This window comes from Zymobacter palmae (genome assembly GCF_003610015.1).
Classification (GTDB): Bacteria; Pseudomonadota; Gammaproteobacteria; order Pseudomonadales; family Halomonadaceae; genus Zymobacter; species Zymobacter palmae.
The window spans coordinates 1646253-1671872 of the sequence record NZ_AP018933.1 but is presented as its reverse complement, the minus strand read 5'-3'; the positions used below and the strand labels follow the sequence as shown (position 1 = coordinate 1671872).

At 57.3% G+C, this 25620-nt stretch carries 18 protein-coding genes, 2 tRNA genes and 1 rRNA gene; 7 read left to right on the top strand and 14 right to left on the bottom strand.

Annotation, left to right across the window (positions count from 1 at the left end):
- Positions 1-218: 218 nt before the first annotated feature.
- The 3 genes from ZBT109_RS07500 to ZBT109_RS07490 all read right to left on the bottom strand — a co-directional run bounded on the left by ZBT109_RS07500 (position 219) and on the right by ZBT109_RS07490 (position 4250).
- Positions 219-1655 carry a gamma-aminobutyraldehyde dehydrogenase gene (locus ZBT109_RS07500; RefSeq protein WP_027706307.1) on the bottom strand — a complete coding sequence of 479 codons (1437 nt, stop codon included), beginning with the start codon at positions 1653-1655 and terminating at the stop codon, positions 219-221.
- A 674-nt stretch (positions 1656-2329) separates the two neighbouring features.
- Entirely contained in the window at positions 2330-3673 is a 1344-nt protein-coding gene (gene ppnN / locus ZBT109_RS07495; protein WP_027706308.1) for a nucleotide 5'-monophosphate nucleosidase PpnN, read from the bottom strand.
- Positions 3674-3962: 289 nt separating this feature from the next.
- On the bottom strand, positions 3963-4250 hold the full coding sequence (locus tag ZBT109_RS07490; RefSeq protein ID WP_027706309.1) for a hypothetical protein: 288 nt from the start codon (positions 4248-4250) through the stop codon (positions 3963-3965).
- A gap of 208 nt (positions 4251-4458) precedes the next feature.
- On the opposite strand from ZBT109_RS07490, the gene ZBT109_RS07485 reads away from it, so the two are divergent.
- Positions 4459-5394 carry a LysR family transcriptional regulator gene (locus ZBT109_RS07485; protein ID WP_027706310.1) on the top strand — a complete coding sequence of 312 codons (936 nt, stop codon included), beginning with the start codon at positions 4459-4461 and terminating at the stop codon, positions 5392-5394.
- Between the two features lie 244 nt (positions 5395-5638).
- Here the strand turns inward: ZBT109_RS07485 and ZBT109_RS07480 are convergent, their stop codons facing one another.
- The 3 genes from ZBT109_RS07480 to ZBT109_RS07470 all read right to left on the bottom strand — a co-directional run bounded on the left by ZBT109_RS07480 (position 5639) and on the right by ZBT109_RS07470 (position 7987).
- Entirely contained in the window at positions 5639-6274 is a 636-nt protein-coding gene (locus ZBT109_RS07480; RefSeq protein WP_027706311.1) for a LysE family translocator, read from the bottom strand.
- Between the two features lie 174 nt (positions 6275-6448).
- The gene (locus ZBT109_RS07475) at positions 6449-7465 is read right to left on the bottom strand and encodes an asparaginase (protein ID WP_051524241.1); all 1017 of its coding nucleotides are present in this window, start codon (positions 7463-7465) and stop codon (positions 6449-6451) included.
- 3 nt (positions 7466-7468) lie between these two features.
- Positions 7469-7987 (bottom strand): hypothetical protein, encoded by a 519-nt coding sequence (locus ZBT109_RS07470; protein ID WP_038279729.1) that lies wholly within the window; start codon positions 7985-7987, stop codon positions 7469-7471.
- Positions 7988-8180: 193 nt separating this feature from the next.
- On the opposite strand from ZBT109_RS07470, the gene ZBT109_RS07465 reads away from it, so the two are divergent.
- Positions 8181-9785, top strand: a complete 1605-nt coding sequence (locus ZBT109_RS07465; RefSeq protein WP_027706313.1) for a glycosyltransferase family 39 protein — start codon at positions 8181-8183, stop codon at positions 9783-9785.
- Positions 9786-9922: 137 nt separating this feature from the next.
- Complete coding sequence (locus tag ZBT109_RS07460) at positions 9923-10489, top strand: hypothetical protein (protein ID WP_027706314.1); 567 nt, start codon at positions 9923-9925, stop codon at positions 10487-10489.
- 86 nt (positions 10490-10575) lie between these two features.
- Here the strand turns inward: ZBT109_RS07460 and ZBT109_RS07455 are convergent, their stop codons facing one another.
- The 7 genes from ZBT109_RS07455 to ZBT109_RS07425 form a co-directional block, all read right to left on the bottom strand.
- Complete coding sequence (locus ZBT109_RS07455; protein WP_051524242.1) at positions 10576-12159, bottom strand: cobyric acid synthase; 1584 nt, start codon at positions 12157-12159, stop codon at positions 10576-10578.
- Positions 12156-16043 (bottom strand): cobaltochelatase subunit CobN, encoded by a 3888-nt coding sequence (cobN, locus tag ZBT109_RS07450; RefSeq protein ID WP_027706315.1) that lies wholly within the window; start codon positions 16041-16043, stop codon positions 12156-12158. Before cobN ends, ZBT109_RS07455 begins: the two co-directional genes overlap by 4 nt.
- 6 nt (positions 16044-16049) lie before the next feature.
- Positions 16050-17129 carry a cobalamin biosynthesis protein CobW gene (gene cobW / locus ZBT109_RS07445; RefSeq protein WP_027706316.1) on the bottom strand — a complete coding sequence of 360 codons (1080 nt, stop codon included), beginning with the start codon at positions 17127-17129 and terminating at the stop codon, positions 16050-16052.
- A gap of 106 nt (positions 17130-17235) precedes the next feature.
- On the bottom strand, positions 17236-17634 hold the full coding sequence (locus tag ZBT109_RS07440; protein WP_084261966.1) for a cobalamin biosynthesis protein: 399 nt from the start codon (positions 17632-17634) through the stop codon (positions 17236-17238).
- The gene (locus ZBT109_RS07435; RefSeq protein WP_038279732.1) at positions 17631-18962 is read right to left on the bottom strand and encodes a cobyrinate a,c-diamide synthase; all 1332 of its coding nucleotides are present in this window, start codon (positions 18960-18962) and stop codon (positions 17631-17633) included. The genes ZBT109_RS07440 and ZBT109_RS07435 overlap by 4 nt, the downstream gene beginning before the upstream one ends.
- A complete protein-coding gene (gene cobO / locus ZBT109_RS07430) occupies positions 18962-19612 on the bottom strand; it encodes a cob(I)yrinic acid a,c-diamide adenosyltransferase (protein ID WP_232012827.1) in 651 nt (216 codons plus the stop codon). Before cobO ends, ZBT109_RS07435 begins: the two co-directional genes overlap by 1 nt.
- A 62-nt stretch (positions 19613-19674) precedes the next feature.
- Complete coding sequence (locus ZBT109_RS07425; protein WP_027706319.1) at positions 19675-21501, bottom strand: AAA family ATPase; 1827 nt, start codon at positions 21499-21501, stop codon at positions 19675-19677.
- 662 nt (positions 21502-22163) lie between these two features.
- Between ZBT109_RS07425 and ZBT109_RS07420 the strand changes: the two genes are divergently transcribed.
- The gene (locus tag ZBT109_RS07420; protein ID WP_027706320.1) at positions 22164-22688 is read left to right on the top strand and encodes a hypothetical protein; all 525 of its coding nucleotides are present in this window, start codon (positions 22164-22166) and stop codon (positions 22686-22688) included.
- A 236-nt stretch (positions 22689-22924) separates the two neighbouring features.
- Here the strand turns inward: ZBT109_RS07420 and ZBT109_RS13835 are convergent, their stop codons facing one another.
- Positions 22925-23494 (bottom strand): hypothetical protein, encoded by a 570-nt coding sequence (locus ZBT109_RS13835; RefSeq protein WP_156934062.1) that lies wholly within the window; start codon positions 23492-23494, stop codon positions 22925-22927.
- 164 nt (positions 23495-23658) lie between these two features.
- Here ZBT109_RS13835 and ZBT109_RS07410 point away from each other — a divergent pair.
- The 3 genes from ZBT109_RS07410 (at position 23659) to ZBT109_RS07400 (ending at position 25468) form a co-directional block, all read left to right on the top strand.
- Positions 23659-25198: ribosomal RNA gene (locus ZBT109_RS07410) — 16S ribosomal RNA — on the top strand.
- 108 nt (positions 25199-25306) lie between these two features.
- Positions 25307-25383: transfer RNA gene (locus ZBT109_RS07405), tRNA-Ile, on the top strand.
- A 9-nt stretch (positions 25384-25392) separates the two neighbouring features.
- Positions 25393-25468, top strand: a tRNA-Ala gene (locus ZBT109_RS07400).
- The last annotated feature ends 152 nt before the right edge of the window (positions 25469-25620 follow it).

Genomic DNA, 25620 nt, shown 5'->3' with positions numbered 1-25620 from the left:
ACGTTCCGAGGCCCGCTCATGGTGGAATGAGACACCGCTTGTCAGCGGGTGTCTGCCACCGTTTGGCAATAGCATAACGCCGCTCTCCAGCATGGCCTTCGCCCAAGGTAAAGACAAGATCTGCAGGTGCAATAATGTCGAATGATGCGCCATAGTGCAGGCCTTATTCCGGCGAGGATATTGGCGTGCTAGCAGCGACGCGCATGGGGATGAGCTGCTCAGGCGTGTGCGCTCATGACATGCTTGACACGCGTGTAGTCTTCGAGGCTGTAGGCTGATAGGTCCTTGCCATAGCCTGAATACTTGAATCCTCCGTGCGGCATTTCGGCGGTCAGTATGATGTGCGTGTTGACCCACACGGTGCCGAAGTCGAGCGCGGCGCTGAGACGCTGAGCGCGACCATGATCGCGGGTCCAGACACTGGAGGCCAGGCCGTATTGGACATCGTTGGCTTTATGAAGCGCATCCTCTTCATTTTGGAATGACTGTACGGTCAAGATCGGGCCGAAGGTCTCGTTCTGGACGATGGCGTCTTCCTGTTGCAGCTGAGAGACCACCGTTGGCTCGAAGAAGAAGCCGGGGCGCGGAGCCCGCTTGCCTCCCGTTTCGACACGTGCGTGAGGGGGAAGGTGAGCGATGATGTTCTGCATGCGTGAGAGCTGCTTTGCATTGTTGAGTGGCCCGAACAGTACGCGCTCGTCGTCAGGGTCACCGTAGCGCGTCGCTTCGACGGCAGCGGTCAGCAGGGCCACAAAGTTATCGTGCACGCGGGCATCGACCAGAATGCGTGTCGCCGATGTACAGTCTTGGCCCGCGTTGAACAGGCCGGCCAGCGCTATGTGTTCAGCCGCCCGTTCGAGATCGGCATCGGCAAACACCAGCACGGGAGCTTTGCCACCCAGTTCGAGGTGAGCGCGGGTGACGTTTTCTGCCGCGCTCTTGGCGACTTCAATGCCTGCCGCAACGGAGCCGGTAATGGACACCAGCGATGCGGCAGGATGACTGACGATTAGGTTGCCCGTGCTGGCATCGCCCAGCACAACATTGAACGCTCCTGTTGGCAGGAATGGCGCGGCAAGTTCGGCCAGCAACAGGGTACTTTCCGGTGTGGTATCGCTGGGCTTGAGCACAATGGTGTTGCCGGCGGCCAGTGCGGGCGCGATCTTCCATACGGCCATCATCAAGGGGAAATTCCACGGTGCGACCTGACCCACGACGCCCAATGGCTCGCGCCGAATGGTCGATGTCATGCCTTCGACATATTCCATAGCCGCCTTGCCCTCCAGTAGGCGCGCGGCTCCAGCAAAGAAGCGCAGCTGATCGGCGCATACATTAACTTCTTCCGCCTTGATCAGGTGCTTGGGCTGGCCGGTGTTGCGGCACTGCGCCTCTACCAAGCGATCCGCATGCTCTTCTAGTGTATCGGCGATAGCCAGCAGGGCCTGCTGGCGCTGGGCGGGCGTGCTTTTGCGCCATTCAAGAAAGGCGCGTCCTGCTGCGGCATAGGCGGCTTCGACATCGTGTTGATCTGAAATAGGGGACAGCGCGACGACGTGTTCATTGGCTGGATTGATACATTCAAAAGTGTTCTGGCCGTGAGCAGCGATATAGCGGCCGTCGATGAAGTTGCGCAGATGAACGGGGTGGGCTGACATAGTGACTCCATATAATCACACCGAGAATAATGGCCATGCCTATTATTCGTGAGGCAGTACGTCATACAGGGCAAGTCCGAGTCCATTTTCTATTTTTGTTTTTAAAATCAATTAATTGATATGTTTATTGGTGATAATAAATCACAGGATTATATCGGCGCTGGATCAATAAAGTGCCGTGATGCGAAATCGCGAGGATTGCACGCTTTGCTATGGTGCATATTGGTTTGCTGGATGCACACTTTTAGACGTTATTACCCTGGTGAGTACTGTTTACATAAGTAAATGGTGGTGTGTTTTTTATTTAAACGGAACGAAACATCTTTATAACAGCGCAAAGTTTCACCGCGGTGAGCAACGTGAGTGCGGGCACTTTGAGTGCTGTCTTTATTGATGGGGAAATAATGAAAGGAGTGAATGACGACCGGTGAGTATCGAACATGAGCATACGATTATAGCGCAGCACGCAGTGTGAGCAGGCGGTTGCCATGGCGCTGTCGAAGTATACGGTGACAGGCAGGCCTTTTTAGCCGCACATCGAGGGGGCATGGACAGGTCTGTAGGGATAAGGCTGAATGCTTTCTGCAGACTTGTGGCGGAAGTAGTGCCAGAGGCGGGAGGTGTGGCATGGCGCAGTGATACTGCGCCATGCCGTGGGCGATGCTCTGTGTGGGTCAGGCCAGCGTGTAGCACGGTTCGTAGGCGGTACCGGGTAGCTTCATGCGTTGCTGCTCAACAAAGGCATTTAGCAGTGCGTCGAGATGCGTCATGATGTCCGGCGCTGCATGCAGCTTGAAGCGACCTCTTTCGGCAATGGCCGCCATGCTGTTGGGCTTGACGTTGCCCGCTACGATGCCTGAGAACGCGCGTCGTAGGTTGGCCGCCAATTCGTGGACTGGCTGGTTGGCATGCAGCGCAAGAGAGGCCATAGCCTCGTGCGTTGGCTCGAACGGCTGCTGGAAGTCATAAGGAATGTGCAGGCGCCAATTGAAGTAAGAGGCGTCGTGATTCTCGTGGCGGAACCGTGCGACGACATCGACCCCTTTCTGCATGGCCTTGGCGACGGCTTCCGGATCGTCGATGATGATCTGATAGCGCTGCTGTGCGGTTTCACCCAGTGTGACGGCGATGAAGTCGTCCAGCTGACGGAAATAGTCAGCACTTTCTTCGGGACCTGTCAGAATGACTGGGAATGGAATGTGCTGGTTGGCGGGATGCAGCAGAATACCCAGCAAGTACAGAATTTCCTCTGCGGTGCCTACGCCGCCCGGAAAGACGATGATGCCGTGTCCAAGGCGCACGAAGGCTTCGAGGCGCTTTTCGATATCCGGCATGATGATCAGTTCGTTGACGATTGGGTTCGGTGATTCGGCCGCGATAATGCCGGGTTCTGAAATGCCGACGTAACGACTGTTGTCGTAGCGCTGTTTTGCGTGCGCGACATTGGCTCCTTTCATAGGGCCTTTCATGGCACCCGGGCCGCAGCCGGTGCAGATATCGCGTTTGCGTAACCCCAAACGGTAGCCGACGGCCTTGGAATAGTCGTATTCAACGCGCGAGATTGAGTGGCCGCCCCAACACACTACCATATTGGGCGGACGGTGAGCGTTCAGTGCATTGGCGTTGCGCAGGATCTGGAAGACCGTATTAGTGATGGCTTCGCTGGGACCCATCGACTCCGCGCCTTGTGAAACCAGCTCATTAGAGACATAAGCCAGATCGCGCAGCATGGCCGAGAGCTGTTCCCGTATGCCATGGATCATTTCGCCATCGACGAAAGCGTTTGCGGGAGCGTTGTCCAGCTTTAGGCGCAGGCCTTTGTCTTCCTGTAGCAGTTCGATATCGAAATCGGGATAGCAAGCTTGCATGCTGGCGGCATTGTCCGACAGTGCCCCGGCGGTCAGGATGGCCAACGCACAGCGGCGCAGCGTTTCATGAAGCCCTGTCGATGAGGTATCGCGCAGCCGATTCACTTCGAACTGGGAAAGAACCTCAAGGCTGCCTTCGGGAGAGATCATGGTCGATACGGTGGGGTAGGCGGAACGCGCCTCTGTGGACGTGCGGGTCAGCGATCGTGCAGAAGCGGACGAACTACTCATCAGGATACCTCGTGTTGGAGACGGCTGTTGACGGAAGACGCCAATCGTCGACTCCCTTGGAAGGCCAGAACGTCGACAGGGGCACCTCACCGTAATAAACGCTTACACCTTACTACGGCATTATTGCCTGAGGGATCAAGCGTTGAGTGTGTGCAGCATCGCATGGGCACCGTTCGACAAACAACGCAATACGTTGTAAATGCATCCACTACGCCGCGTTATCGGCACAGATTGACGTCCACAGTGCGGTAATGGCATTGATGTCATCAACGCTCATCGCGTCTTCACCAATCGAGCATTCAATCAGCTGCCAGCAGGTGGCATCGAACGCCTCGGCGGTAATGGTGGCAGGGTCGTATTCGGCGCGATCGAGTACCAGCTCGACCTGCGGAATCAGGTAGCCCAGCGGAAACAGTTCGTGATCGTCAGCGTTCAGCTCTCGATTGAGCAGGCGTTGGCGCAGTGTTTCTCCGCGGGCGATGAAAGGGTCTGACATGGCATATCCGTTACTAGAGTGAAAAAAGACGGCGTCTTCAGCGCTAACGGGCTGTATTGAATGCCGAAACGGTGCCGCTCGGAAGCGGTTCTCTGTGTGCTTGGCGACGATCCTATCATGCGCTGGTGGCAAAGGCGCAATGCCACAGCGGTGCAGCTTTGCTATGATAGCGCCTTTCTTCTGGCCTCAGCTGGACCATCACTGCCTCATGTTCAATGCACTGTATTTCCGTACCTTCATTACTCTGGTGGAAACCGGCAGTTTCACTCAGACCGCTCGACGATTGGATATGACGCAGCCGGGCGTCAGCCAGCATGTTCGAAAGCTCGAACACTATCTGGGCCACGAGCTGCTGCATCGCCAGGGGCGTCGCTTTGCGCTGACGGAAGCGGGGCGACGGGCCTATGACTATGCGCTGAAGCTTTTCACCGAACATGAGCAGTTTCGCCACTCGCTCGACAACGATGCCGAGCACAGCGGTGAGTGTCGTATCGCCAGTCCTGCCAGTGTCGGGGTAATGTTCTATCCGTTCGTGCTGGGCTATCAGCAGCTTCATTTAGGGCTGTCAATCCATTATCGCTTTGCCTACAGCAGTGACATTATCAAGGATGTCGAAGCGGGCCGCTACGACTTGGGTATCGTTACCGAGACTTCGCGTCACAGCGAGCTGCGCTCCGAGCTATGGCATCACGAACCGCTCAGTCTGGTGGTTCCTGCCGATTTCCACGGTAGCTCGCTCGGTGAGCTGCAGATGTTGGGCTTTATCAACTATTTCGATGGCGTAAGCCATGCCAACCAGCTGCTGCGTGAGAACTTCCCTGGTGAGTTCCGCTCAATGAATAGCATCCCTCAGAAGGGCTATATCAGCGAAGTTACGCAGGTGCTTGATCCCGTCGCACGCGGCATGGGCTTCACAGTAGTACCGACAACGATTTTGGAAAGTTCGCCGTGGCAGCGTCAGGTGCGTGAACTGATCCTGCCGCGCAGCGTGTACGAAGAGCTGTATCTTGTCACGCGACAGGATATCGATCTGCCGAAGCGCTATGAGCAGCTGCTGAACGATTACCGTGATGCACGCCGCACAGCGCTCTACAGCCAGCCCGAGAACTTACCACCGACAGCCAACGAGATGGGGACGCTGTAGGCAGGCTGTTTGGCAGTGGCGTGCATATAATGGAAAGGCCTCTATTCGTCATGAAATAGAGGCCTTTCGTGTGTTAAGAGACTGTTTCATAACCTGAGCAGTTACTTTTACCCTTTCTAAAATAGACGGCTTTTGCCGCAATTTTTTGGTTTGAATCCCCCTCAATGACATGGGTATTGCGGCTATGGAACACGCTCTAAGTCCGCAAAGACAAACGAGCAGGGGGGTAGCGCTTGGCCGTGTACTATTTCGCGCTGACGCGCAGCAGCATCACACCAAACCCCCAGAAAATGATCCCCGTGGCACGGTTGAACAGCGCCTTGATGGTTGGGCGGCGCAGGTAGCCAGCCAATGTGCGGCCCCCCAGTGCATACATGAAATACCAGAAGGTTTCGATGATGGCAAAGGTGGTGATTAGGATCGCGAACTGTGGCAGCTGCGGCTGTTCCGGTGCGATGAACTGAGGAAAGAAGGCGGCGGTAAACAGGATAAGCTTGGGATTGCTGATGCTGGTGACAAACCCGCTACGGAACAGGTGCGGTAGCGACTGTACTGCCTTGGCTGCATGCAGAGGGTCTTCGCCATCAGTTGCAGCAGGGGCAGCACGCCACGCCTTAAGACCGAGATAGAACAGATAGGCTACGCCTGCGTAGCGAAGTGCTTCAAATGCGCCGGGAATTGCCATAAAGACGGTCGTTAGCCCAGCCATGGCCGCTAGCAGAACGACGATAATGGCTGACAGGCTGCCCATCATTGCGGCAATGCTTCGAGTGAAGCCGACTTCGATGCTGCGTGACAGAATCAGCAGCATGTTGGGGCCGGGGATGGCCGACAGCAGGAATACGGCACCAATAAACATCCACCACGTGTGTAGTGTCATCTTGTTTTCTCTTCTTGTCCGGCTAAATCAGCAGTGCCGTTTCACACACGGTATCGAAAGTGGGCTGGGGTGCGTTCAAGAACGTCGTGTGTGATGGCGGCGAAAGGCGTGATGATTGTTATTATCGTGAAGCGTCATTGCCGCTTAGAGTTGATGGCGACAATGACGGTTATGTCACTTCTGCACTGATGAGGCAAGTAGCAGTACCGAAGCCAGTTCAGGCGTCAGCGTTTCCCCTTCGATAATGCCTGCATCTTTCAGCGCCTTGCCAGCAGCATATACCCCAATATGAGTGCTGCCATGAGGGCACTGGCTGATGGCGATCAGGCGCTTGCCCTGACGGGCCGCCCGTTCTAGTACCTGATGTAGATCGGTGTCATCGGGCAGGTTGCCGCTTCCCCAGACTTCCAGCACGGCCACATCGGCGAGCGCCAGTTGCGCACTCACCTGTGTCGCCGCAATACCTGGCCAGAGCACGATGCGCGCAAGACGCGGCAGCGTTTCCGGCACGGCAAGTGGGGCTGCCGCAATATGCAGTGCCTTCATTACTCGTCGGCGGGCATCACTATTGGGCGGTTGCAATAGATGAAGGGCGGGCAGTGGATGATCGTCACGCTGGTTAATAGGCCAGCAGGCGAGCAACGGAGCGTTGGGTGTTTCAAAACCTTGATGATCTTCGGTATACCACTTGCGCGCGGCATCGCCTTGCAGTAGTCGCCCGCCGAAGGCCAGCATCACACCCTGTGCTTCGGGATGTGCGGCATAGCGCATGGCCAGCTCAATATTATGCGCGGCATCGCTGCCATCGGCTTCCAGCGGTAGCTGTGCACCAGTCACGACCACGGGGCAGCGGCACGTATCGCCCAGCCAGACGCTCAGCATGGCACTACACCACGCCATGGTATCCGTACCGTGCAGTACGACGATGCCGGTTACGTCATTGTCATGGGCATGATCGCGTATCTGAGTGACGAGGCGTAGCCAGTCATTCGGCGTGGCGCTGCTGGAGTCGATAGGGGTGCCTATGGCCTCCAGATGCCACTCTGGCAGGGCACTCCGGCGCGGGTGAGGCAGGTGTGTCAGCTGTGTGCGAAGGCGCTCATCCAGCTGGTGGCCCGGCACCAGCCCGTCAGGGCTAGGCACCATGCCCAGCGTGCCTCCGGTATAGAGAATCAGCAGTCTACGCGTCATAGTTCAATCTTTGTTCAGCAGCGTACGGTAGTTGCGGACAGCATCGGTAAAGGTCACAAAACGACTGTCGGCGTCGTCATCACGGCGGTCAACGCGGCAGCTGACGGCCATGCCTCGGTCGACGGCGATTTCATCGAATAGCTCCAGCGTAACGTCCTGAGGCGCCATCTGTTCCGGCGTGATGATCCCATCTGTAAGGGTGAAGGATTCAACCAGACTGGCGCGTACGCGTGTCGAACCACCTTCCTGAATGATGCGGCGAATGAACAGCCAACCTTCGCAGGCCAGCGTGGTCTGATCGTCGTAGCGACGATCGAACAAGGTGCGGTAGCACGCGCCTTCCGTTGCGCCGCGCGTGGCCATGCTGCGGTAGGCCTCGACGACCTTGTTGGCACTGACACCGGCCGCGGCCATTTTTTGCACCGCGCCCTTGTGTTCGCGGTCAAGGCGATCTTGGCGCAGAAAGCGCTGCCAATGCGCGTAGTGTTGCAGAAGGCTGTCGGGACTGGTCTTCGTGGACATCACTTAACTCCCTGTGAATATTGAAGTGTTGTCATGATGGGCAAAAAGCCAGCCAAACGCCAGTGCAATGTCTACGCTGGAAGGTTCCAGGTACAGGGATGTCTATGGTGTGACGTACCTAGCGTGTTAGGACACCGTATAAAAAAGTGGCGGCCCCCGTGTGCTGTACATGTAGTGAGGATGAAACGTGACAATGCCCGATTCAAGAACGGCCCAAACGCCTCCGGCGGATATTCATCATGAGCTGACGCTGCTCGATACCGAATCACCCGGGCGTACCGTGGCGCGGGTGATCGGGATCTACGGCGCACTGTGGATCCTGCTGACCGTACTGCTATCGCCCATCGTGCCTTATGACGCAGTAGAAGCGTGGCACTGGGGGCAAGGGCTGGAAGCCGGATCGCCCAAGAACCCTTGGCTCGTTGGCAGCGTGGCGGCGCTGGGGCGCTTCTGGCCGCTATCATGGCCCGCGTTTTGGTACGCCAGCCATGTTGTGGCGGTAGTGATAGGCGCGTGGGGCTGCTGGAAACTGTGCGAACGGCTCATCCCTGATACCCGCCGTGCCGTGCTAGCGGTACTGATGATGAGTTTTTCCGCCACCATCAGCATCGACATGCTGCCGTACAACGACAATTATCTGTTAATGATGCTGTGGCCGTGGATGTGGTACGGCTTTATCCGGGCACTGTATGACGATGGACGTTATTGGCTAATGCTGGGTGCCGTCATGGCTTTAGCCGGCATGGCCAAATACACCACCGTGTTGTATCTGCCGTTCATGCTTGTGATCGTCCTTGTGCAAGGGCGACTCAGGGCCACACTGACTCAGCCGTGGCTGTGGGGTGGTGTGCTGGTAGGGCTGGCGCTGATCGCACCTAACCTGTATTGGCTTTCTCAGCACGACTATGCCGCTTTCCGTTGGTTCAGTACGCGAGTAGGCGGTAACAGTGCGTGGGACGTTGTGCGGGTCTACTTTGCCGTCTTCTACAATGCGCTGCTGATGGCAGGTGTACTGCTGCTGGCCCGCTGGCGCTGGAAGTTGCCTGAGCGCCCTGAAACACAGGCATTCGTGATCATGGCGGTGGTACCGGTCGTGTTGCTGGGGGGCTACTTCGCATTGCGTGGGGGCGTGCGCACGGAATGGATGATGCCGTTTGCTGTGCCGCTGGGACTGGCTGTAATGATGTGTATGGTGCCAGGCGAGCATGGGCGCTATCGGTTGCCGCTCTACTGTAGTTATGTCCTGGCCGTGCTAATGCTGTGTGGATTTTGCGCATCGAAGGCATGGCAGGCCATGTATTCGGAGCGACCGCGTGAGCACGTGGCGGCGCTGTCGGATGCACTCAACAGCTGGTGGCGGGAACGGTATGAGTTGCCGCTGGTCTATGCCGGAGGTAGCCGGATGGGGGACTGGATGGGGATTTATGCACCCGATCATCCCCGTGTACCGACACGCTGGCCCTCGGCTGCCGTGCGGGCGTTGACCCCGGTTGATCATTCACCCTATCCGAACATCTATACGCCAGGGCTGACCGACGAGCTGTTGTTGCGTGATGGCGCTATGTGGGTCGGTGAGGCCAATTCGTCGTGCAGTGCGCCAAACGTGTTGGAACTTGATCCATCGCTGAGTGCATCGCTGCGCCAGCGCATTGAGTATCACACGTTGGTTTTCCAACAGAGCAGCATGCCGCGGACCTCCTTCGCAGTGTGCGTGGGCGTACTGCCGCCGGCTCGGCACGGTGTAGTGGGTGCAGCGGATGGCGTTCATCATGAAGGCGTGATGACCGAAGACGAGTGACGGTTCACAAGGCAGCCCTCATGCGGCAACTTCGGAGGGGCGGACTATACTGAATTCTCTATGGCGTTGAATGTGTAGCCTGATTGCCCACGATGCCAATGCATCGGCATAAAGAATAACCAAGGAGTCGTGACACCATGGCTGGGATTCGCTGGATGGGAAGTATTGTCGGGTGCGCACTGTTGGCTGGGTGTGCATCGACATCGCCACATGTCATTTCACATTCGATTGAAGTGTCGCCGGGCATCAATGTCGTGCGCACGGCGCAGGGCAATGTCGTTGACAGCATCACCATGCGTCGCGATGCTACTCGCGTGAACGATCTGGCGCTGCGTGATTGTCTGTTGAGCAATGTCGTACCGGCCAACCGTGAGCCGGCCACAGATATCGTGCAGCCGGAAGCGTCGGTCTGGCAGCGCCCCGGTGAGGTAGACGTCAATGGGCAGACGGTGCATTACCGCCTGTCGCTACAGCGTCTCAAAGATCAGAACTACTACCTGTTCGATCAGCTGGGGCAGCCACATCGCGATGCACAGGGGCAGGAGATGTGGACACCGGTGCCGGCTTGGGATCACCAGCAGCCGAAGGCTCTGCACAGTGCGCTGGTTGAAAAGACAAATGCCATTCAGTCGTGCTTAGTGAACGCCGAGCAGCAGCAGCGTTCAGCAACGTCGGGGCGTGATGCGCGCATGCGCTCCTCCTAAGCACTGTATTACCCGATGTTATTGCGAGGCGGTACAGCGTTCGTGCCGTCTCCATCGTTTTTCTTTCTGCCTGCTAGACGCCTTCGTTAGTTATGCCTGTCTTTGATGGTGTTAGCGGCTGTGCGCAGCGCCTCTTTTAGCGGGCCATCCGGCCAGCGCTCGAAGCGCAGCGCGCGTGCCACGCCCTCCGCCAATCGATCCATTTCCTTCAGTCGAAACGTTGCCATGTCGAAGGGTGCCCCATCGTGCTCTTTGCGGGATGGCATCACCCAGCGTAGCAGGTCGTCGAGCGCTTCTGCGTTGTCTAGTAGGCCGTGCAGATAGGTACCGATGATTTGACCATCCGCTGAGCGGCAGCCTTCTGGAGCGCGCTCTGCTTCCGCGCGCGTGGCCAGTGGTACTTCGCCGTGATCGGCGTCGGGTGGCGTGCTGCTTCCCATGTGAATTTCGTAACCCGACAGCGTTAGTGACCGCTCTCCCGTAAAGCTGCCGTGACACACGCTTTGGCGCAGCGTCTTGTGTGCGGTATAGCGTGTGGTGTGGCTGAGCCAGCCCAGTCCGGCAACGCGTGCGGCCCGCTCCGGGCGGCGAGGACTATCGTGCGCGTCTGGATCTTCGAGCCAAGCTCCCAACATCTGGTACCCCCCACAAATACCTAGCACCTTGCCGCCATAGCGTAGGTGGCGCGTCAGCCAAGCTGGCCAGCCCTGTTGGCGTAGCCAGTCAAGGTCGTCGAGGGTGCGCTTGCTGCCGGGAAGGATGCACAGGTCGCTGGAACCCGCCTCGGCAGGCGTACGGGCAAGCGTCAGGGCAACATCGGGGTGCAGGCGCAGCGCATCAATGTCAGTTTGGTTGCTGATACCGGGCAGCTGGATGACCGTGATGTGGACCTTGTCAGGGGACGAGGACCGTGTGGTCGAAAACTGGCCTGATGACAGGCTGTCTTCGGCATCAAGGTACAGCCGCTCAATCCATGGGATGACGGCCAGCACGGGCAGCCCGGTGCGCGTCTCCAGCCAGTCGATGCCGGGCTGCAGCAGGGCGGGATCGCCTCGAAAGCGATTGATGACCAACCCGATCACTTGCTGTCGTTCTTGAGCGCTTAGCAGTTCCAGTGTGCCAACCAAGTGCGCGAACACACCACCGCGGTCGATATCGGCGATCAGGATGACCGGCGCGCGGGCGGGAAGGGCCAGCCCCATGTTGACCAGATCGTGCTGGCGCAGGTTGATTTCTGCGGGGCTTCCGGCACCCTCGATCATCACGAACTGCATATCGTTGGCCAGCTGTTGCAGGCAGTCGACGACCCGCTGGCGCAGCTGTGGCTTGAGCGCATGGTAATCGCGCGCGCTCATATGGCCGATCGGTTGGCCGTCCACGATGACCTGCGAGCAACGTTCCCCGGTCGGTTTGAGCAGAATGGGATTGAAGCGAACCGAGGGAGGCAAGCCGCACGCTAATGCCTGTACGGCCTGTGCACGCCCGATTTCACCATCTTCCACACTAACAGCGCTGTTGAGTGCCATATTCTGCGACTTGAAAGGGGCTACGGCATGGCCTTGGCGCGCAAGTAAACGACACAGTGCGGTGATCAGAGCGCTTTTGCCTGCATCTGACGTTGTGCCTTGCACCATCAACAAGCGCGGATCGAAGTCGGTGGCGGTCGTCATGTCCGTTCTTCCTGCTGTTGTTCAAGATGAATCAGCAGTGATTCAAGGTAGTTTGTCCATTCAGGGGAAGCCTGCCAGAGCCCCTGCTGAATGGCGGTCATTAGCTGCTGAACCAATCGCTTAAGCGCATCGGGATTATGCTGCTGCATAAACTGCTGATTCTCGGTCTGGAGCAGCGATGCGCCGACTTGTGCATAGTGATGGTCGGCCATCACACGGGTCGTGGCATCGTAGGCAATCATGCTGTCGATGCTGCGCGTCATCTCGCTGGCACCTTTATAGCCGTGAGCGCGCATGGCCTGTTGCCAACGAGGATTGAGCACGCGCGCGTGCAGGCTCTGTATGAGTGACTCGCTGAGGCTTTGAACACGCAGTGCGGCCGGTTGGGTGTGATCGCCAACGTAGAGCGCGGGCATTGCTTGACGTAACACATAGGTGGCATTGGCCATGCCGCCTTGGAACTGTGCGTGGTCTGTGGCGTCTAGCAGGTCCTGCTCGATCAGGTCACGGTTGTGAAACACCACATCCAGCTGGCACAGCTGATCGGCAAACCCCGCGTGGGCGTCGTGCTGCTCCAGCTGATCGTCGCCGGAGGCTTGCCAGGCATGCCCGCCCCAGCGCACATAGGCTTCGGCCAGCGCCTCGCGGTCCTGCCAGTTTCCGTGCTCCAACAGGGGGGCCAGACCGCTGCCATACTGGCCGGCGGCACTGCCAAATACGCGCTGACAGGCCTGTTGCAGCGATGAGGTATCCGAATGCCCTTCGCCGAGTAACGTCTGCTGTCGCGCCATAACGTGCTGGAGAATGGTGTTGCCATTTCCCGGCTCTTCATAATGGGCCAGTGCGTGGACGGCCTTGTTGAACAGTAGAATCAGATTGGGAAAGGCATCGCGAAAGAAGCCGGAAACGCGCAAGGTCACATCGACGCGCGGTCGTCCCAGACGGAATGCGGGAATGATCTCGATATCCGCTACCCGAGAGGAGCCTGCGGCCCAGCGAGGGCGAACGCCCATTAGCGCCAAGGCCTGTGCCACGTCGTCTCCACCGGTGCGCAGCGTGGCCGATCCCCACAGCGTCATGCCGATCCACTGTGGGTAATCACCGTGCTCTTGCAGGTAGCGTTCGATGACCTGCTCGGCGGCTTGTTGGCCAAGCACCCATGCCGTAGGCGAGGGAATGGCACGGCTGTCGAGAGTGTGCATGTTACGTCCGGTGGGCAGAATGTCCCAGCGTCCGCGGGCGGGAGAGCCGCTCGCACCGGCGGGAACGGCACGGCCGTCCAGTGCCTCCAGAATCGAAAGATGTTCGCGCCGGACGCTGTCCCGCAGCGCGGGTAGCAGTGTGTGATGTGCCAGCATAAGCACGGCGCGTGTTGCAGGCCACCCCGACAGCGATTCAGGGTGGCCCTCAATGACGTGGTGACGGATGAGCTGGCGTGCGCACTGTTCGAGGCGCTCTCGTGTATCGGCTTCCGTACGCCAGAGTGCGGATGAACACGCGTCTAGAGTGAGTGGAAACGGGCCTGTCCATGCGGCCGTACTATGGGCCAGCGGATCAAATTCTTGAGGCAGTCCTAGATCATCTGCCATGGCATGCAGCAGCCCCTGATCGTCGGCAGCCTCATCACACGACACACTCCCACGGGTCGCCGCCAGCGTGCGGGGAATGCGCAGCAGTGAAAGCAGCTGATCGACCAGCAACGTATCGCGCGGCAGCTCACCCAGAACATGCAGACCGCTGCGTACCTGACTTTCCTTGATATCGCACAGCCATGCGTCCAATGCTTGTAGCAGCGTATCGTCATCGCTGCCCGCCAGCGCACGCGCTGTCGTCAGTTCTTCCAGTACATGTGTTTCACGCGCACGCGTCAGTATCTGCTGGCGCAGATAGCGTTCACGTTGCTGGTCGACGTTCATCGCCTGATAGTATTCATCCATCAATTGCTCAAGCTCAGCCAGATGACCATGAATGTCGGCTTGCATCAGTGGTGGCGTCAGATGGCTGATCAATACTGCCTGTGCACGCCGCTTGGCCTGTGCGCCTTCGCCGGGATCGTTGACGATGAACGGGTAGATATTGGGCAGCGGCCCCAGTGCAATTTCCGGCCAGCAATGTCGAGATAGTGCGAGGCTTTTGCCCGGTAGCCATTCAAGATTGCCGTGAGTCCCCATATGGATGACCGCGTTGGCCTGCCAGTGATGGCGCATCCAGAAATGAAATGCTAGATAGCTGTGCGTCGGCACTAGGGTGGCATCGTGGTACAGCGCGGCCTGGTCGATGTCATAGCCGCGCATGGGTTGGATGCCGATGAACAGGTGTCCAAAGGGCAGCCCCGCTATTGGGAACGCGGGACCTTGCGGTGTCATCAGCAGGCGAGGATCCTGTGCTGGCTGTCCCCAGCGTTCTTCAAGGGCTTCACGTGCGGTCAACGGCAGTCGAGCGTAATGGCGAAGGTAATCGCTGAGCAGTAACCCGTGGGCGACGGGATTAAATAGGCTGTTGGCGGTATTGGTCACGCCCTCACGCAGCGAGGTCATCAGTGCATCGCTATCAGTGGGAACGTTGTCGATCTGGTAGCCCGCCGCTGCCAGCACTTTCATCAAACTGACCGTCGATGCGGGTGTATCCAGTCCAATACCATTGCCCAGTGACGCCTCGTCGGCAGGATAGTTGGCCAGCACCAGTATCAGGCGGCGCTCGCAGCGTGGCGTTTGCTGCAGACGATGCCAATGCACAGCTAGCTCGGCCACGAACTGCGCTCGATCGGGCTGCAGTTCGAAACGTACGCTGTCGTATTGGCTGCGCTCATGGCGTTGCAGAGCGGCCTTAAATCCTACCGCGCGTGTAATGATGCGCCCATCCAGCTCCGGCAGCGCGATCTGCATGGCGATATCGCGCGCGCATAACCCCATGTCGTTGGCCTGCCAGTCTTCTTCACGGGTGCTGGCCAGCGTTGCTTGCAGGACGAGAATGCGTTGGCGCAGAGGCCATGAGGGTATCGTTGGGCGAGAGGACAGGGCATCGTTGGCGCTGCGGGCGATGGCAAACCCGGTCATATTGATGACCAGTGAAGCCGCTTCTTCCTCTATGGTCCGCTCCAGTAAGGTCAGGCAATCTGGCTGCTTGAGGGAGGTCACCGCTAGCGTGATGACGCGGAACCCCACTGCTGCAAGTACCTCGGCAAAATGATCGAATACCGCACTATTGGCGGCCTGCACATGGCTGCGATAGATTACCAGTATCAGCGTGGCCGCAGCGCTTTGCCCGCAGACAAGAGAAGAGTGTTTGGCGGCAGGGCGATCGGCGTGACGTATTGCGCTAGGCACTACCTGGGCTTGATCTACCGCCTGCACGGCGTCCTTGTCGGGACGCAGCCAGCGGTGCAGCACATAGTCGAACAGCCGCTGCGCGTTGCACGGGCCACCTTCACGCAGATAACGCCATAGGCGATGGGCCTCTTCTGCGCTCACCGTACCTGAAGACAGAATATCCTGATCTTCGACATCCTCACCGGGCACCACAACAAGCGTGGCGCGTTTGCGCGTGGCCCATTGCTGTAGGGCTTCCAGTCCATAACGCCAGTAACGGATGCCTCCCAGCAGCGACACCACCACCACCTTGGTACCGTGCGGCAGAGAGGGCAACATGCGATCAAGCACCTTGTCCTGCCATAGATCGAATGCCGCAGGCTTGTTCAGATGCAGCGTATTGACCAATCGCAGGGACGGATACTCCTCGGGCAGTCGATCGCTGGTGTGAGCCAGCAAGCTCAGCACACTATCGGCTCCCGACATGATGATTAGCTCGGCGGGCGTCTGGTCAAGGTCGATGATGCCCGCGCCGTCGTCGAATGCGGCACCGGGCTGAGCGGCGAAAAGATGCATGGGGCGTCAGTGAGGCAAATGGGCCTGCGACAGACGTGCGTCGATCGCGTGGGTGTCCAGCTGGCGACCGATAAAGATCAGCCGAGTCTGGCGCGGTTCATCGGCACGCCACAGTCGATCAAAGTGAAGCCCAACGCGGTCACCGACCACGTGAAGTACCTGACGCATGGGTTTGCCCGTGTCAGCGAAGCCCTTGATGCGGAAGATGCCTTGAGTCGCTACCAGGTGGCGCAGTGCGTCCAACAGCTGCAGCGTATCCACTACGCCCAGTGTCGCTACGTAGTGATCGAAGTCATCGTGGGCGTGATGATGTTCTCGGCCTGCAGCATGGTGATGATCGTGGTGTGTATGAACGTGATCGACGCGCTGTTCGGACTCAAGCCCCAGTCCCATCAGTAGCGACGCCTCCGCGCCTCCTTGGCGTACGAACAGGGTCTGAACGCTTGACGGCAGCACGGTATGCAGCTGATCGCTGACGCGCAGTCGGTCCTCTTCGCTCATCTGATCGGCCTTGCTGACGACAACCATATCTGCGGCCGCAAGCTGGTCTTCCAGCAGTTCATGCAGCGAGGGATCATGATCAAGGCTACTGTCCGCCTGACGCTGTGCCTCGATGCGCGCTGTAGATTGGGCGACTTCGCCTATGGCCAGTGCTGGGCCATCGACAACAGTGATCACCGCATCCACGGTACAGAACTGCTTAATCTCAGGCCAGTTGAAGGCTTGTACTAGCGGCTTGGGCAGTGCCAGCCCTGACGTTTCGATGAGGATATGATCCAGCTCATGGCGTCGCTTGACGAGCTCTTTCATCACCGGCAAAAACTCTTCCTCGACGGTGCAGCAGATGCAGCCGTTGGCCAGCTCATAGATGCCATTGTTTTCATCGGCAGGGCAGTTTTCTAGTGCGCAGCCTCTGATCAGTTCGGCATCAACGTCTAGGTCTCCGAACTCATTGACGATGACGGCGATCCGTTTGCCATTGGCCTGACGCAGCAGGCTTGAAATGAGAGTGGTCTTGCCGCTGCCGAGAAAGCCGGTCACGACCGTAGCCGGAATCTTGTCCAGAGCGGGTGAACGAAGGGTCATTCGGACACTCCTTATCGTCAGTGTGATGGTGGTGTGCAAAAGTCGGGCCTGCAGCACAGCCATGGTAGCGCCTGCGTGAGCAGATGAAAGGGCCCGATGGATCAGGTCAGTATCGTGCGATGGCCCCGGTGGCATCGTGCGTCGAAGATATGCAGCGAGTAATCCATAGCTGTGGCGGCTGCGCTGATCGCACCTGTGCGCTGGCCAAGGCCGCGGCTTCCGCGATGCCCCACAGCCCCGTGCGTTCGTAGAGTGACGCGGAACGGTGGCTCAGATCAGGGGCGTAAGTTGCCAGCGCCGTCGTCGACCATGCCTCAAGTGGCACATTCAATGTGTGTGCAAAGGTCGTCAGCGCTGCATGGTGTTGGCGAGGGGCCCAGCATGCGATGGCGCGCAGCGGCCCCGATGGGGTTTCGAGCCGTTGTTCCATCTGGCGAAACAGCGAGAGTAGGGTGTCGAGTGAACACGCAGCCCTGCAGCCGATTCCCATTACGAAGCCTCTCATGGCCGTACCGATGACGCTGTTTGGCGTGGTGCAGTGAACAACGCCGCGCAGGCACTGGGGTTTGAAGGAAAATACAGATGCAGATAGCTCGCGGTGGTATTGCCCTGCCGATAGACGGCCTCGCCCGGTGCCGAGTGACGCGCACGCTGGCAATGGGTCAGCGGCGGCAGTGTTTCAAACGCACGCGAATGATGATGGGAGTGGCCGCGTAGTGTGCCTTCCGGCAGCTCGACACTCTGCATACCCTGACACCCTGAATGTCCCTGCATACGTCCCTGCCCTGGCAGCACGTTAGCCATGGGGAAGGTATCGCCCTCTAGTGTGACTAGCGATGCCATCAGGTACAGCATGCCTCCGCACTCGGCCAGAATCGGGCAGCCACGATCATGGGCATTGCGCAGCGCCTGATGCATGGCGGTATTGCATGCCAGTGTGTCGGCGTGAAGCTCGGGATAGCCGCCCGGCAGCCATACGGCGGTATAGCCCTCGGGCAGCGTACTGTCCGTCAGCGGAGAGAAGAACGCGATGTCAGCACCCAACGCTTCCAATAGCCGAAGGTTGGCGGAATAGATAAAGCTGAAGGCGGCATCACGAGCAACGGCAATCCTGCAGCCCTCTAGTGTTGTTGCCGGCGTGGTATCGTACGCGGGAGCCGGAAAGCTGACGTTGGGCAGCAATGTGGACAGTGTGCTTCCTTCAAGCTGATCCGCAGCCAGTGCGATGCGTTCGTCTACATCGTGCTGTTCATCCGGCATGACCAGCCCTAAGTGGCGGCTGGGCAGTGCCATGTCGTCCTTGCGCAGCAGCGATGCCAATAGGGGTGTTTCGGGCGCCAATGCGGCCTCGATTAGCTGGCGGTGGCGCTCGCTACCGAGCGCATTGGCTACAATGCCCAGCGTGTTTAGAGAGGGGCGGTAGTGCGTTAGCCCGAGCGCCACTGCGGCCACAGTCTGTGCCATACCGCGGGCGTGAATGACGGTGACGACGGGCAAACTGAAGTGCTCGGCCAGATCAGCGCTGGAAGGGTCACCGTCGAATAGCCCCATTGCCCCTTCGATAAGAATCAGATCGGATTCAGCCGCTGCTTCGTAGAGCGCGCGGCGGCAGGCTTCTTCGCCCATCATCCATAGATCAAGCGGTTCGGCTGATCCGCCGCTGGCGCGGGCCAGCAAAAGAGGGTCAAGATAGTCAGGGCCGGTCTTGAAAACCGTCACTCGCTTGCCTTGACGCCGGTGCCAAGCTGCCAATGCGGCGGTTACTGTCGTCTTGCCTTGACCTGATGCTAAAGCGGAAATCATCAGCGCCGGACATTCGCGCGTCGTTGTCATCAAAACTCAATCCCTGCCTGTGCCTTCACACCTAGCCGAAAAGCATGGCGCTCATCCTGAATAACACTAATGGTGTCGGCTATCTCCTGCAGCGGAAGCGCCATGGTGCGTCCCGTGACGATGACGTTGAGGGCGGGAGGGCGTGCTGCCAGTACATCGGCCACTTCCTGAGCGTCCAGATAGCCATACTTGAGCATATAGGACAGTTCATCAAGTATGACGAGCTGCACCGGATGCGGCGCATCGGAAGCCGTTGACGGGATCAGATAGCGGCAAGCCATCTGCCATGCCTGCCGAGCCGCTTCGGCTTCACGCTCTGGATCTCGTGTCTCCCAGCTGAACCCATGTCCCATTACATGGAAATCGACGTTTGGGTGATCCTTGAAGAACAGATGTTCTCCCGTTTCCCGTGTCCCCTTGATGAACTGTATGACAGCTGCCCGTTGACCGTGGCCCAGTGCCCGCACCATGGTGCCGAATGCTGAGCTGCTTTTGCCCTTACCGTTGCCTTTTAGCAGGATCAGTACGCCACGCTCGGTAGTGGCCTGAGCGACACGCTCATCAATGATCTGTTTTTTCTTCAGCATGCGACGTTGATAAGAATTTTCTAGTGCCGTCATAGCGTATTGCTGCCCCGCATCGTTGCGCATTCCAATAACTTGAGTAAACAAAATGGTAATTGTGCCACAGCGTTTACGATGTCCGCTTAAATTTAGCCTGCGGCGTACGTATGCAGCGCTGCCGCGGCGACATGCTCACCGCCAAGCTGCGTGGCAAGCAGATGGCTGCGCCCCAATCGCTGCTCGCCCACTTCACTGTCGACCACGGTAAGTGGCGATGGCCACGGATCCGCTGAACTCCACTGACAGCGTGCATCCGTAATCAGCCAGCTATCGATGTGTGCGGCAGGAAAATTGCGTCGCCAGCGAGCAATCCAGCGACGGCCTTCCTGCAAGGCCAACGACAGAGGGGTGCCGCCTCCCGGCTGAAGGCTTTCCAGCGTTCGCGTCACATTGCGGATTTTTTCCTTGCCTCGCAGTAGCCACTTGACACTGTTGCCTTGAAAATACAGTAGCGCGACGTAGCGCTGTTCTTGCTGAGCTTGGGCAATCAGCTGCTGCACGATCTGCCGCGTCTGATAGAACGCCTCCGGCTGGCGCTGCGATGCTGATGAATCCAGCAGAATCAATACCGCATCATGAGCGCTTGGGTGCAAAGTGCGGCGCAGCACTTTTTTAAGTCCCTGAGGGGTCAGGTTTTCAGCGAGAGATAAAGAACGCTCCCAATCAATGTCGTCAGCAGTGTGTCGACCTTGACCGCGGCATCGTCCATGTGTGGATGCGGAATGCCATGTCTTGCCCTGTGCGATGGCAGGCATCTCAGCCGCGAGTGTATTTGATGACGGCGGCTCAGGTCTCTTTAGCAGGTAATGGTCATTGCTAAGAGAAGGGGAGGGCTGAGCGGTTGTGGACGCCGGCGAGGAGGGCGGAATATCACCTGAGTCGCCGATTGGCGCTGAGGCGGAATCTGACGTGGACGTGTTCGGTGGTGACGGAACTGATTCTGGAGCTGTCTCACCAACCTGTGCTGAACCAGAGAACGGCGAGGGAGGCATAAAGGTCGGCGCAGAGGCAGCAAATGATGCTGACGACGCACAGGATTCATGCGGCGCCGCTCGGCGATGGTTCAATACCAGTGCTTCAACGGCGGCAAGGTCGTCTTTAGTGACCGCCTCTTGCTGTTGCAGTGCGGCATGAGCTAGCGCAGCGCGTTGCCAGGCAATATCTGCGCGCACGCCTTCTATTCCCGCGTTGGCGCAACGTTCTGCGATGGCGTACTCAATCTGTTCAGGGAGATGGACATGGGGGAGTCGTTGGCGTGCCCGCTCTAATCGCAGTGAAAGAGCCTGCATGGCCTCTTCATGCTGCCGACAAAACCCCTCTGGATCTGCATCGAACTGGCGGCGTGCACGTACGATGGCTACCCGCTCTTTGCACGACGGTATGTCGCTCAGCTGTACCGCTAATCCAAAGCGATCGCTCAATTGCGGTCTCAGCTCACCTTCCTCTGGATTCATCGACCCGATCAGAATAAAACTCGCCGCGTGAACGTGGCTGATGCCATCTCGTTCCACCCGATGGCGCCCAGAGGCCGCGGCGTCAAGCAACTGATCCACCAGTACGTCCGGCAGCAGATTGACCTCATCGACATATAGAATTCCACGGTGTGCTTTTGCCAGCAGACCGGGGCGAAAGCGCACCTCTTGTCGCGACAGGGCGCTATCAATGTCGAGCGAACCGGTCAACTGAGCCGTACTGCACCCCAACGGCAGTTCCACGAACGCATCACTCCCGCGAGGAAGCAGCGCTGAAAGGGCACGTGCCAGTGTTGTTTTAGCGATGCCACGAGGGCCACTGAGCAATACGCCGCCTAAACGAGGCTCGATTACCGCCAGCAATAGCGCCGTCTTCAACGATGCCTGTCCTACTACGGCAGTAAACGGGAAAACGGGAGGCCGCTCAGAGGACAATGCCGACATGCCATGCTCCTAACATTGAGTGATCTTTTCTATATGAAATGGCGAACCCTACGACTTAGCACAGCGTGCGCGACGCCCCATTTCATTTGAGTGGCTTCACTGTACATCAATCTGATGCCCACCCCGAGACAAAGGCTATTGTCAGTGAGGCCTCTCTGTCCATTCGAAGCATTATGAAGGCATGAATGATGTGCTTATGCGCTCTGCTGAAGATAAAGGTGGAAGATCATCCAAGACGGGTGATGCATGAGGGGCATGATGGAGTGGCGGCTTACGTGGGGAAAAAGATGGATCAAGGTGAAGGGCCTGAACGAAAGGGTAGGAAGTGACGTATCCAAGGCCGCGAGGGTGCTTCGGCCGAGCGATGCGTTAATTCCATGATAAATGGATGGAAAACGAGCATTGGAAACGGAGCATCGCCTGAAGCCACGCCTCAGGCTGGCTGAGAAGTAAGGATACACATGGCTAACGTAGAAATAGTGACCTATATTCATCAGCAAGAGTTGCAATGCGTTTGCAATATCATGTCGACCGTGGAAAATGCCTGAATATCGACGTATTTATGTCGGTATTTTGTGGATTGCGCCTTCGTGCCGTCTGCAGAACGCAGAGGTCTGATCGTCATGACGGCCTTTTAACCAACTAGCATCAGGAGATTTTCAATGCGCGTTACTCCCATGCGACTGGCCATCGCCGCTTTCGCTTCCGTAGCGGTCATCAGCGGCTGTGCAGGTCAGTCCAAGCAAGAAAAAACCGCCCAGCAAGGCCAGTCTGCCATTGCTGCACCCGCTCAGCAGGCGTATCACAACGATGCTGAGCAGTACACGCTGACCTACCCGACCAGCTGGAACACCCGTGTCCAGCCACAAGATACAAACGTTTGGCAGGGCAAAGCACTGCTGGACGCTGAAAACGTCGTTGTTTTCAGCTACCTTGAAATTGACAATGGCAACCAGTCCAAACCGCTGCTGGCACTGGCGACCTATGACAAAGCCACTTACGACCGCCTGATGTCCGAAGTGGGCACAGAAATGCCGAGTGGTCAGGTCGTTGCAACTCGCGACAATAAAGTGTTGGTTGTTTACCAGAATGCCAATAACCCCTATGATCCGGCATCCTTCCAGGGTCAGCAGTACGCACGCCGTCAGGTGGGCCTGAATACCCTAAAATCAGGTCTGCAGTGGTAATTGTTGAAGGTTAGTGCTTCCCAAGGGCAAGGAGAAATCCTTGCCCTTGTCGCCTATGGCGATAGGCTCTTTACACCACTCACCACTCACCACTCACCACTCACCACTCACCACTCACCACTCACCACTCACCACTCACCACTCACCACTCACCACTCACCACTCACCACTCACCACTCACCACTCACCACTCACCACTCACCCTAGGTATAGGATGTATCAGTCATTGGCAGCTCTTACATGCGTTGCTCTGTATCGCTTAGCGTTCTGGCTGGAGTAGAGAGTGGGTAATGTGCTTTTGCTGTCCGACAAAAATGTATTCCCAATACGGTGCGTTGATGCATGTGATGCGCCCAAGGCATTGGCCGCTTTACGGATAAAGCAAAAAGAGGCATGCCCTGTCTTTCTAGTCTTGACCCCCTCGCTGTGTTGAGTGAATTCAGTAATAGCTTCATAAGAACAGGAAGAAGAGTTAACCCGCTAAGAAATCTCTTCTTGATAGCGGATAATGTCCTTTGGTTTTTAGCCTGATTGAGAATGCAATCGCATATCCGCATCAGGAAGGTGCGCATAAATGTATCTTTATCGGCAAAAGCCCTTGCCAACCCCCAGTGATCTCTGTAGAGTACGCCCTCGCTGCCAGGGCAAACGCCGGGTGGCACGGAAGCTAACCTCTTATAGGTCTTCGCTTTTTTTGAAGAGGTTTCAGTTGAGATGGTCGTATCGTCTCCTGAAACGATCGCCAAATCGGCGGTTGACAAAATCTTCAGAAAATGTAGAATGTGTTTCCACTTGCTGAGCAGCAAACGCCGCTCGCAAGACGCTCTTTAACAAGATGATCAGGCAATTTGTGTGGGTGCTTGAGGTTTTCGAAGTGAATCATCATTTCGAGCATCAAGTAACTCATCGATTCAATGAGTTGTTTCGATACTCGAGCCGGATTGGTCACCTAATGGCCAATGAAAGATTTAAACTGAAGAGTTTGATCATGGCTCAGATTGAACGCTGGCGGCAGGCCTAACACATGCAAGTCGAGCGGCAGCACGGGAAGCTTGCTTCCTGGTGGCGAGCGGCGGACGGGTGAGTAATGCATGGGAATCTGCCCGATAGTGGGGGATAACGTGTGGAAACGCACGCTAATACCGCATACGTCCTACGGGAGAAAGGAGGGGATCTTCGGACCTTTCGCTATCGGATGAGCCCATGTTGGATTAGCTAGTTGGTGAGGTAATGGCTCACCAAGGCAACGATCCATAGCTGGTCTGAGAGGATGATCAGCCACACTGGGACTGAGACACGGCCCAGACTCCTACGGGAGGCAGCAGTGGGGAATATTGGACAATGGGCGAAAGCCTGATCCAGCCATGCCGCGTGTGTGAAGAAGGCCTTAGGGTTGTAAAGCACTTTCAGTGGGGAAGAAAGCCTGAGACCTAATACGTTTCAGGAAGGACATCACCCACAGAAGAAGCACCGGCTAACTCCGTGCCAGCAGCCGCGGTAATACGGAGGGTGCGAGCGTTAATCGGAATTACTGGGCGTAAAGGGCGCGTAGGCGGTCTGTTAAGCCAGATGTGAAAGCCCCGGGCTTAACCTGGGAACAGCATTTGGAACTGGCAGACTTGAGTGCAGGAGAGGAAGGTAGAATTCCAGGTGTAGCGGTGAAATGCGTAGAGATCTGGAGGAATACCAGTGGCGAAGGCGGCCTTCTGGACTGACACTGACGCTGAGGCGCGAAAGCGTGGGTAGCAAACAGGATTAGATACCCTGGTAGTCCACGCCGTAAACGATGTCAACTAGCCGTTGGATCCCTTGAGGATTTAGTGGCGCAGCTAACGCACTAAGTTGACCGCCTGGGGAGTACGGTCGCAAGACTAAAACTCAAATGAATTGACGGGGGCCCGCACAAGCGGTGGAGCATGTGGTTTAATTCGATGCAACGCGAAGAACCTTACCTACTCTTGACATCCAGAGAACTTTCCAGAGATGGATGGGTGCCTTCGGGAACTCTGAGACAGGTGCTGCATGGCTGTCGTCAGCTCGTGTTGTGAAATGTTGGGTTAAGTCCCGTAACGAGCGCAACCCCTATCCTTATTTGCCAGCGATTCGGTCGGGAACTCTAAGGAGACTGCCGGTGACAAACCGGAGGAAGGTGGGGACGACGTCAAGTCATCATGGCCCTTACGAGTAGGGCTACACACGTGCTACAATGGCGAGTACAGAGGGTTGCGAAGCGGCGACGTGAAGCTAATCCCAGAAAGCTCGCCTCAGTCCGGATCGGAGTCTGCAACTCGACTCCGTGAAGTCGGAATCGCTAGTAATCGCGAATCAGAATGTCGCGGTGAATACGTTCCCGGGCCTTGTACACACCGCCCGTCACACCATGGGAGTGGATTGCACCAGAAGTGGCTAGTTTAACCTTCGGGAAAACGGTTACCACGGTGTGGTTCATGACTGGGGTGAAGTCGTAACAAGGTAGCCGTAGGGGAACCTGCGGCTGGATCACCTCCTTAAACGTAAAATGATCACCTCGTGATCTTAAGTACCCACAACAAATTGCCTGATCTTGATAGAGCGAAGTACTGCAGGGGATATTCCCTGGCCGTGCGCAAGCAGTTGCCGGGTCTGTAGCTCAGTTGGTTAGAGCGCACCCCTGATAAGGGTGAGGTCGGCAGTTCGAGTCTGCCCAGACCCACCATTATTATATGGGGCCATAGCTCAGCTGGGAGAGCGCCTGCCTTGCACGCAGGAGGTCAGGAGTTCGATCCTCCTTGGCTCCACCATCTGACTGTCTTGATGGCCGGTTACCCAGTACTTAGTTTAGTGATCTAGCTTCTAGTCACGAACCAATCTTCATTGCCTGATGATTGATTATTAGAGAGTGTAATAATCAATACCACATCATGTGATGCATGTTGTTTCCTGACTGTAAGCT